This window comes from Ochrobactrum sp. S1502_03, assembly GCF_044435015.1.
Lineage (GTDB): Bacteria > Pseudomonadota > Alphaproteobacteria > Rhizobiales > Rhizobiaceae > Brucella > Brucella chromiisoli.
On sequence record NZ_JAYEXN010000060.1, the window covers coordinates 1 to 8,865 of the forward strand.

The window sequence follows — 8,865 nt, forward strand, 5'->3', positions numbered from 1 at the left end:
AACCCAATCCCTTGACCAAACCATGATCTGAAAAACATACTCGAAGGTGGCTCAATTCTCGGTGAAAAAACCGGCTCAGTTCCGCGTGAAAACCAACAGACATAGCCTGCGTGATGTGCGTTCAATTCTTGATGCGCACTATCTGAACCGCGATCCGAAACTGGCCGAATCTGCAATCAGAAAGCTCGAAAGCAGAACTAACTTTGCAAACTGATGTGCAAACCGCTCGAAACTGTTCTAGTTTTATACTGGAGATTATCTAATGAAAACAAATGGCTGGGGAACCTGGATTCGAACCAGGACTAACGGAGTCAGAGTCCCAGCCAATTAATTGATATATAACACTTATTTTTCAAAATGACGCATTTCGTGCCCATTTTGAATCAATGGGTTAGCTGAGAAATGCAAACCACCTTACACAAATTTCGTACGAGCTGTTAACGTCTGAGTGCTAGCTGAGCTATGATCGATTGATCGTCGGCTTCGACCTTCATTGTCGCTATTCATGGCGTTTGGCATAATCCAATACCTGCCGGGCTAGAGCCGTGAGTGGACTGGTAGCGATTGGTAGTATCTAGTGTAAAGCGGGCTTTCTTTTAACTGATAAATAAATCCAGGAACTTGCCAATCTGGTTCATTTTTATAAATGTGTCAGAACCGCCAAAGTACTAGGATTCTAGCCGTATTGTACAAAGGCCATATATGCTGCCCTCTTCGCTCATGAGTGTTCTCGCCGCCGTCGCTGATCCCGTCGTTGCGAAGGTGCTCACTCGGGGCGGCGCACGTACTGGTAAGCCCAGCGGCGAAGTCACCGCAGTGCGGACGATGACACTAGATGGATTCGATGAGATTGCAGCGGTTTGGTCTACGACACTAAAGGCATTGGACTATCATCAATTTACGCGCAGTTTTCTGCCATTCGCGCCCCCACGTTACCTTCGCACCTGTGCCTCATCCCCAATACCACGGTGGAAATACTCCGCGTCGCTGCGAACTCGTGGACCTGCTGATCGTGATCGACCACGTAGATCAATTCAAAAAAATTGACGAACAACGCGCGGTCTTGGTCCAAGCGAAGATGCTCAACGGCGGCGTCGTTAAGCCGTCAGGCAAGGAATGGGTTCAGCACGAGTTGCTTGCTTGGCTTCCTGTCTTTACTTTCATCGATGCCAGCTATGATTTGCGAAGCCGCAACTTTCTAGGGATGCCTCTGGTCGGTTCGCCCATGTGCACCGCCGAATATGGCGGTATTGACCTCAAAAGCTCTTCTCCTGAATGGCGGCATGAACTGACTCAGAAAGCCGCACCGTGGTTCAACTCTCCTGTTTCCATTGGTAACTATATCGCCGGAATGGTGACGGGCAATATAGCCTGCAGCCGGGAGGCGGTTAGGGGAGGTTTGGACGATTGGTCGTTTACCGTGGACGAGTTACTCCGGGTGACAGCAGCATGTCCTATCACGAAGAGCAGCGGTGTCGCCCGCGGCAATGACAATGTAATTGGTTTGATCGTTGATACGTCATCACTAGCAATCGCGGACGATGGTGGAGGTGATGGCGATTCAGTTGAGCTGGACTTGCTTGAATGGCCTGATGGTCCAATCAGCACTGTACATTTGACGCTAAGCTCGATCGATGACCGGCCAGAGGAGTAAGATCTTCATTTGCTTAAAGTTCACGGTGACAGGATTGGTCGCGTCTCCCATGACCCTGATGCTCGCTATCAGTAGTACAGCCGTGGCGCTTTCCAGTACAAGAGATTGCTACATGACCGTTTGAAGGATTGATCCGCATGGCAAAATATCTTTCTTTATGAGGTTATGACAGCCCTTCAGAAGGACGTTAGACGCTGGGAGCGGCCGTAAAGGGCGCGCATTGCTGCCGAACTTCGTTATCCAACTGTGAAACAATCGTTATGTGATAGCGCTATTCCTTTATGCGCTCGGATTAGTCCTTAAAGCTTTCAAGGGCGGGAACACAAAGGGTAAAATTATTGTTAGGAACCAATGCCTCATATCTTATCATTGATTTATAATTTCGATTACCGAGCCAACGTTGCACGATCCGCAGGTCTACGCCCTGTAAGATTAAGCGACAGGCGCATGTATGTCTTAAAACTGTAGGGACGATAGCGTTATCATCCTGCAAGCCAACAGCCGCCTTACTATCATTCCAGGTTGCGCGGAACTTAGGTTGTTCGATCCAACTAAATGGTCCACGTAATTCAGAATGCATGGCGGTTACAGTGTGAGCAGCTTTCTTTGTCAATGGTATGGTACGACCAAGCCCAATACGGCTTTCCGGAATATGTACAAAGTTTCCAGAAATATTCTCCCAACGTAGTAAAATCGCTTCCCCAACATTCATGCCAGTTTCAATAAGAAACTGCGCGAGGCTAGCGAATGGATTTGATCGCTCTCCGATAGCCATTATGATCATCGTTTCTTCCGTAAGCGACAAATAACGAAGGGTGTCATTATTCTCGGGTAATTTCTTAAATGTAGGGACGCTTGGAATATCACCGTTGGCGGCGGCTGCACGAAGTAATTTAGTAAGTGCATTAATTTTGCGATTGATCGTTGAATTCTTATTTCCACGATTTTGCAGCTCTGTAATAATTTCGTTATAGTCTGCAGCTAGGAAGTTGACAAATTCCGCAGACTTTATCTCACTCAACTCATGGAGATATCCATTCGCAGTGAAGTGGTGTGGAGTACCTGCATCCCAGAGCTTGGCGCCATACATTGCAACAAGGTCTTTCAGCTTGACGCTATTGGTAGCCATAATCACCTCCATCTGCCTTTTGAGTGTTTGATATCGACATAATTTCTAATGAGTCACCAATTATTTAGCAGTCACGGCAACTGAAGTAGTAAAATTACCGTCAGCCGTAGTTAGTATTTTGTTAACAAATTGACGAAATTCGCCTTAAATCTCCTGAACTGAGGCGAATTTGTGTTAAAACTGCAACACTCGTCGGTGTCGTGACTGGCTTGCATCGAAACTGTGTTGCGAGTCGGCATGATTAAAGATTATTCATGAGTCGTTAGGTCGAGCGCAGTAGGGCTCGTAAAGAAATTTGATCTTGGAGGTCAGACATGAACATTAAGAGCCTTCTTCTCGGCTCCGCTGCAGCGTTCGTTGCAGCATCCGGCGCTCAGGCAGCAGACGCAATCGTTGCTCCAGAGCCTGAAGCAGTTGAATATGTCCGCGTTTGCGATGCATACGGCGCTGGCTATTTTTACATTCCAGGCACTGAAACCTGCCTGCGCATTCATGGTTATGTTCGCGCTGACATCAAAGGCGGCGATAACGTTTATGCACGTGTAAGCAACCGTGCTTCTGGTTCGGTTCTTTTTGCTGGCTCGACTAGCGACCTTGGCGATGAAGATTTTGCTAAATTCGCGAGCCCAAATCGTGATACATACAACTTCCTTAGCCGCGCAACACTGCGTTTCTCGACTGCTTCGGAAACCGAGCTCGGTACTCTGAAGACATATACAGAAATCCGTGCGGATTGGCAGAACGGCGGCGCCTCGGCTGCTGAAGCTCGTTATGCTTACATTCAGCTCGGCGGTCTTCGCGTTGGTCTCGACGAATCCGCATTCGTAACCTTCCCTGGTTACCTCGGCGATGTAATGCAGGACGACGTGATCCTCGCTGGCGGCTACCGCACCAACGCAATTAGCTACACCTTCACTGGCGGAAATGGCTTCTCGGCTATCATCGCTCTTGAACAGGGTGGCAACGATGACACCGATAAGGGTGCATACATCGATCTGAACGGCAATCTTCGTGGAGCGAAGGGCGCAGTTATCGATGACTACACACCGCATATCGTTGGTGGTCTGAAGTACGCTCAGGGCTGGGGTTCAATCGCCGGTGTTGCAGCTTACGACGCAGTTAACGAAGAATGGGCTGGTAAGGTTCGCCTCGACGTAAACGTAACTGACCAGTTCTCCGTATGGGTAATGGGCGGCTACAAGTCGAACAAGGATCATTACGCAGCTTCGACTGACTACTTTGATGCAACTTCGGGTACATTTACTCGTGGCGTTCGCGTAGTTGACAGCTTCTACGGCACATGGGGTGGCGATTGGGCTGTTTGGGGTGGTGCGAAGTACCTCATCAACGAAAAGGCAGCCTTCAACGTACAGGCTGCTTGGGAAGATGCTGGCACATTCGCAGCTACTGCAAACGTAGCTTATGAACTCGTTCCTGGCTTCACCATTACTCCAGAAGTTTCGTACACCAAGTGGAACGACAAGAAGTCGACACTCAAGGGTGACGATGCTTGGCAGGGTATGGTTCGCTTCCAGCGTTCGTTCTAATCCTGACGGATTGGTTACAGGAAACCCGGCATCTCAGATGCCGGGTTTTTGTTTGACTTTAATTTACTCTACTTTACTTTAGGAGAACCACTTGTCAGTAGAAGGACTGCTGGCGAGGACGATGACGATATGACCTCCAGTCTGTCGTCGTTAGGTGAAGGCAGGGCGTGTTCGCCCTGCCTTTTTCACATCCTTTAATGATTTAAGCTATCTGACCCTTACGATGTCAACGCAATCGGGAAGTCTTAAAACCGCGCATTTGCGCGGCTTTTGATGACAGCTAGAGGGTAAACATTTGTAGAACAGTTCGTGAACAAAAGTGGTTTTGCACCCAAGATGCACCCGATCATTGTGATTTTCCCATGGGGTACTCGTTACCGAATGGATGTTCACACTTTCCTACTGGAAAGAAATAAACTAACAGATACGAGGTACATATATCATTCCGAAGCTATGGCAGATTTTGGGGCGCGGGGATGTCCATTAAGGTATTTCGATTGGTCTGCCCCCATGGGGTGATCCGTGTTTACTGTTAGTGCATGCTGGGTCGACTTGCCACTGCTGGTGTTGACGCTGGCCCATTTTGTGAGGGCCAGACGGCTGCTTGTGGTGCTGGTGGCTTGTAGCCCAGCGATGAATGGGGCCGCACTGTGTTGTAATGCTGTCGCCAGTTTTCGATGATGATCTTCGCCTCCTTGAGCGTGTAGAAGATTTCGCCGTTGAGCAGTTCGTCACGGAGTTTCGAGTTAAAGCTCTCGCAATAGCCGTTTTCCCATGGACTGCCCGGCATGATGTAGGCGGTCTTGGAACCGACTGCTGCGATCCACTCCCGTAGCGCCTTGGCGATGAACTCCGGCCCATTGTCGGAACGAATATGGGTGGGGACGCCGCGTAGGATGAAAAGGTCGGAAAGCACGTCGATGACATCGACGGCCTTCAGCTTTCTCTCGACCCTGATAGCGATGCATTCCCGCGTGAACTCATCGATCACGTTGAGCATGCGGATTTTCCTGCCGTTATGCGTGCGATCCTCGACGAAGTCGTAGGACCAGACATGGTTGGGATATTCCGGCCGAAGCCGGACGCACGAACTGTTGTTCAACCACAGTCGGCTGCGTTTCGGTTGCTTATGAGGCACTTTTAGCCCCTCCCGTCGCCAGATGCGCTCGACCCGTTTGACGTTCACGATCCATCCAGCCTGGTGCAGCATCGCCGTTATACGACGATAGCCATAGCGGCCATACTGGAGAGCGAGTGCCGTGATGTCTGCAGTCAACGCCGCTTCATCATCCGGAGTCTTTGCGATCTTGCGCTGAGTGGAACGATGCTGACCGAGAACCCGACATGCCCGTCTCTCGGACACCTTCAGCTCATCGAGCACATGGTCTACACAAGCGCGGCGACGGGCGGGGCTCAGAAGTTTCCCTTTGCGGCCTCCGCTAAAATCATCTTGTCCAGGGTGAGATCTGAAACGGCGCGCCGGAGCCGGGCATTCTCCGCTTCCAGCTCCTTCAGGCGCTTCACCTGATCGCCCTTCAAGCCGCCGTATTCGGAACGCCAACGGTAGTATGTAACTTCCGTAACGCCCATCGACCGGATCGCTTCCGCCATCGATTTTCCCTGCGCATGCAACACGTCAACCTGACGAAGCTTCGTGACGATCTCTTCTGCCTTGTGTCTTTTCGCTACCATTTCAATGTCCTTCTGAGGCTCATAAGCCATACTTCATGAAGGATCACTTTTCAGGGGGCAGACCAGCTTCATGCATCTAAAATCAGCCTACCAATATCGCTAAAACTTTTCTCCAGAATGATGCGATGACAGCGCCGAAAATGGCTGCGAACGCGCTGACAAGCATCACAGCACCGATGCCGCGTTCCCGCCAGCGGTTAAAATCCGCGACCGGTTCCTCAACCTTTTCAAGTCTCGCATCGATGCTTTCGATATTGCGCTGCAAGGCTTCCAATAAGCGTTCAGTTTTCTCCTGCCGCTCATATTGTTGCTTGCGGTCTTGCCGCGCATTCTCCTGATCCGAGATGATGAGATCGAGCTTTCCTTCAATTCTACCAATGGAACGATCTTGGCCCGCATCTTTCATAACTTGTCGCCCCTCTTATTTTTCATCATGCTTTGCGCATTCGTCTTTTGACCAGACGCCACCGGCACACCCACGAACAATAGTGCGATCGATCTTTCGTTGATCCGCGTCTGTTGCGCCGCGCGCGCCGAGCAAATCAGTTCCAAGAACGCTACGGACGCCGCTCACATTTGCCTGTCCTGAATGTCCACACCCCGCCAGCGTCAATGCACTCATTATAATTGAGCAAAGCACCAAGGGCTTTCTCAGTCGCTTCATTGTTCTGTCTTTCGATTTTGGTTTCGACACTGGATCGACCGTCACGCTTGCCGGCCACATACCCGGCGGCCAAACACAAAAAAACCGCCAGAACAGCGGCGGCGGTCATCTTCAACCAGTTTGGGATTAAGGCCCAGATCATGACCGGGTTTTCCTATAAATGCCCCAGAGGGCTAAACTGACGATGACAGCAGCTATCGCAACGCGAACCCACTGACCGCTTGATAGCTCGTCCTGCTGGTTGGAAATGGTGCTGACAATCTCAGGGATGACAGGGCCAACGGTTGCAGCCGCACCGGCAGCGCCAGCCCCGCCTATAGTCGCCACATCAGTTTTATTGGCCTTTGTCGTGGCTGTGACAGTATTTGACGATACGAATGCACCCTTAGACCATAGACCAGCTTCGGCAGCACGGCGGTTGACAAGCCCCTGCACCTTCTTGCCGCCAGCATTAACCCACTTTGCCAGTTCACCCGGAACCGCGTCATAATCACCTTTATTGAGCTTTTTGAGCAGTGTGGATTTGTGCAGCGCACCAGTGTTGAAGTCGAACGACACGAGCGCCGCAAACTGATTGTCAGTCAGAGGCACCTTTACCAGACGCTCAACACGCGCTTCGAACTTTGCAAGATCCGCTTTCAGAATATGTTCGGCTTCATTGTCACCAATCGCCATGCCTGGCGTGACCTTTGGAGCACCCGCCGCGCTTGTGTGGCCGTAACCAATCGTTAAAATTCCAGCTACATCACGATAAGCTGTTGTTCTGAGGCCTTCCCACTGCTTGATGAGCGAAAGCCCCGCCGCGTTAATGCGTCGTGTCATTGTGTTTCCTTTTGGCAAAAGAAAAAGCCCCGCGTTTGCAGGGCTTTAGTTTTCTCGAACTAATATTATAAGAAGGTGGCTATGTAATATTTGAAAAAATTAATTTTATTAAACAGGTTTAGCATCCGTTATAATGGCATCGATAATTCTGTTGTTTATTTTACGCGCTTTTATTTCGACGTAAACCAATCCTTTTCCCCACTCCGCTTCTTGGATGGCGGATTTATGCTTTTGAGAAACAAGTGCGTCTAATAATGATGCCGTTACTTCTGATCCATCATTCTCATTTAGTAGTTTAACCGAGAATCCATCTGAAACAGACGTATCAACTCGTACTACTTTGTAATTTCCTTTTAAAACAACGTCGCTACTTTGCTGTCTTATCTGTGTCGTAACCTCTGCGGCCAGTTCACTGTCAACATTTGTATCAAAAAGCTTCCCACCGCCTTCATCACCAACTGATTTGACAATTTGTCCTCTCGCAACCGACGTAACAGCCTCAATATCGTTAAGAATTGGCACTTTCTTAAAAAGCTCCGCCATGATGCGAACATTTTCAGTTCCTTGACTGATAGCCTCACGTTGAACTGACAGCATTTCTTTCGTCTTTTCCAGGTCAACTTGAGATTTTCGATCTTCGGTTTTTGCTGCTAGCCATGACTTGAACATTGCAGTTCCGCCGACAATTAGAGCGGTACCTAAAACGGTGTACATCAACATCTCAGGGGTCATTTTACTCACTGCCTCAATGCCGATCTTTTGTACAATTTCTCCAAGATCGATAGTGTAACCGCTACTGCCTTTTTCTACCTTAACACGGAATTCGAGATTGTTGCGCTCGATATTTGTAAGGTGACGAAGGTCCGTGGTGTCCGCTGAAACTAGTGTGTAAGTTCGATTGATAGCTTCTTGTAGTTCCAAGAAGGCTTTCATCATTGTAGGTGAAATTGAACCTTCAATGGGGGTGTCTGGCAGATAAATATGGACGTTTGCCCACTTCTTAATGTCAAAAAGTAATGGCTCTTTTGGCGCTGTTTGTTCACCAGAAAGCAAAGCATCCAACAATTTCCAAGCTTGAAGTTCAGTCTCGACCTTTACGACTTCCATTTCGCCCCCCCCTATTAATAATAATAGGCGAGTGCGTATAAGTCCTCCGATTGATCTGTCAAGTTAACTTTATGCTTATAGTTCGAGGTCCGTGGTATTGGCCGATTTTCATTTTCTCAAAAAAAGGGCGCAGGAGACAGCGCCCGTCATTTTAGTGCCCGACTCAAAATTCAAGCTTTGCGATACGGCGTGTCATTCGCCTGATGGATGCTATGAACATCCATGCCTCTGCTGAGGCGATAGAGGCTTC

9 protein-coding genes are annotated in these 8,865 nt (G+C 49.3%); 2 read left to right on the forward strand and 7 right to left on the reverse strand.

Features of this window, described 5'->3' with window-relative positions; translation table 11 throughout:
* The first annotated feature begins 997 nt into the window (after positions 1 to 997).
* On the forward strand, positions 998 to 1,654 hold the full coding sequence (locus VBH83_RS18775; RefSeq protein ID WP_396999016.1) for a hypothetical protein: 657 nt from the start codon (positions 998 to 1,000) through the stop codon (positions 1,652 to 1,654).
* 292 nt (positions 1,655 to 1,946) lie between these two features.
* Here VBH83_RS18775 and VBH83_RS18780 read toward each other — a convergent pair whose 3' ends face one another.
* Complete coding sequence (locus VBH83_RS18780) at positions 1,947 to 2,783, reverse strand: site-specific integrase (RefSeq protein WP_396999017.1); 837 nt, start codon at positions 2,781 to 2,783, stop codon at positions 1,947 to 1,949.
* 314 nt (positions 2,784 to 3,097) lie between these two features.
* On the opposite strand from VBH83_RS18780, the gene VBH83_RS18785 reads away from it, so the two are divergent.
* Positions 3,098 to 4,330 (forward strand): porin, encoded by a 1,233-nt coding sequence (locus tag VBH83_RS18785; RefSeq protein ID WP_396999018.1) that lies wholly within the window; start codon positions 3,098 to 3,100, stop codon positions 4,328 to 4,330.
* 532 nt (positions 4,331 to 4,862) lie between these two features.
* Here VBH83_RS18785 and VBH83_RS18790 read toward each other — a convergent pair.
* The 6 genes from VBH83_RS18790 to VBH83_RS18815 form a co-directional block, all read right to left on the reverse strand.
* Positions 4,863 to 6,022, reverse strand: a protein-coding gene (locus tag VBH83_RS18790; protein ID WP_396999019.1) for an IS3 family transposase whose coding sequence is annotated in 2 segments (ribosomal slippage) — positions 4,863 to 5,758 and positions 5,758 to 6,022 — 1,161 coding nt in all. Because the reading frame shifts where the segments join, the coding sequence is not laid out codon by codon here.
* 82 nt (positions 6,023 to 6,104) lie between these two features.
* Positions 6,105 to 6,428, reverse strand: coding sequence for a hypothetical protein (locus VBH83_RS18795; RefSeq protein ID WP_396999020.1), 324 nt, complete (start codon positions 6,426 to 6,428; stop codon positions 6,105 to 6,107).
* A 15-nt stretch (positions 6,429 to 6,443) separates the two neighbouring features.
* Entirely contained in the window at positions 6,444 to 6,686 is a 243-nt protein-coding gene (locus VBH83_RS18800; protein ID WP_396999024.1) for a hypothetical protein, read from the reverse strand.
* Complete coding sequence (locus VBH83_RS18805; RefSeq protein ID WP_396999021.1) at positions 6,580 to 6,828, reverse strand: hypothetical protein; 249 nt, start codon at positions 6,826 to 6,828, stop codon at positions 6,580 to 6,582. The genes VBH83_RS18800 and VBH83_RS18805 overlap by 107 nt, the downstream gene beginning before the upstream one ends.
* On the reverse strand, positions 6,825 to 7,508 hold the full coding sequence (locus VBH83_RS18810) for a lysozyme (protein WP_396999022.1): 684 nt from the start codon (positions 7,506 to 7,508) through the stop codon (positions 6,825 to 6,827). The genes VBH83_RS18805 and VBH83_RS18810 overlap by 4 nt, the downstream gene beginning before the upstream one ends.
* Positions 7,509 to 7,616: 108 nt before the next feature.
* Complete coding sequence (locus tag VBH83_RS18815; protein WP_396999023.1) at positions 7,617 to 8,615, reverse strand: hypothetical protein; 999 nt, start codon at positions 8,613 to 8,615, stop codon at positions 7,617 to 7,619.
* Between the last annotated feature and the right edge of the window lie 250 nt (positions 8,616 to 8,865).

Coding starts and splice junctions, on each gene's coding strand:
- VBH83_RS18780 (WP_396999017.1), bottom strand. CDS start 2,783: ATGGCTACCAATAGCGTCAAGCTGAAAGACCTTGTTGCAATGTATGGC.
- VBH83_RS18785 (WP_396999018.1), top strand. CDS start 3,098: ATGAACATTAAGAGCCTTCTTCTCGGCTCCGCTGCAGCGTTCGTTGCA.
- VBH83_RS18795 (WP_396999020.1), bottom strand. CDS start 6,428: ATGAAAGATGCGGGCCAAGATCGTTCCATTGGTAGAATTGAAGGAAAG.
- VBH83_RS18800 (WP_396999024.1), bottom strand. CDS start 6,686: ATGAAGCGACTGAGAAAGCCCTTGGTGCTTTGCTCAATTATAATGAGT.
- VBH83_RS18805 (WP_396999021.1), bottom strand. CDS start 6,828: ATGATCTGGGCCTTAATCCCAAACTGGTTGAAGATGACCGCCGCCGCT.
- VBH83_RS18810 (WP_396999022.1), bottom strand. CDS start 7,508: ATGACACGACGCATTAACGCGGCGGGGCTTTCGCTCATCAAGCAGTGG.
- VBH83_RS18815 (WP_396999023.1), bottom strand. CDS start 8,615: ATGGAAGTCGTAAAGGTCGAGACTGAACTTCAAGCTTGGAAATTGTTG.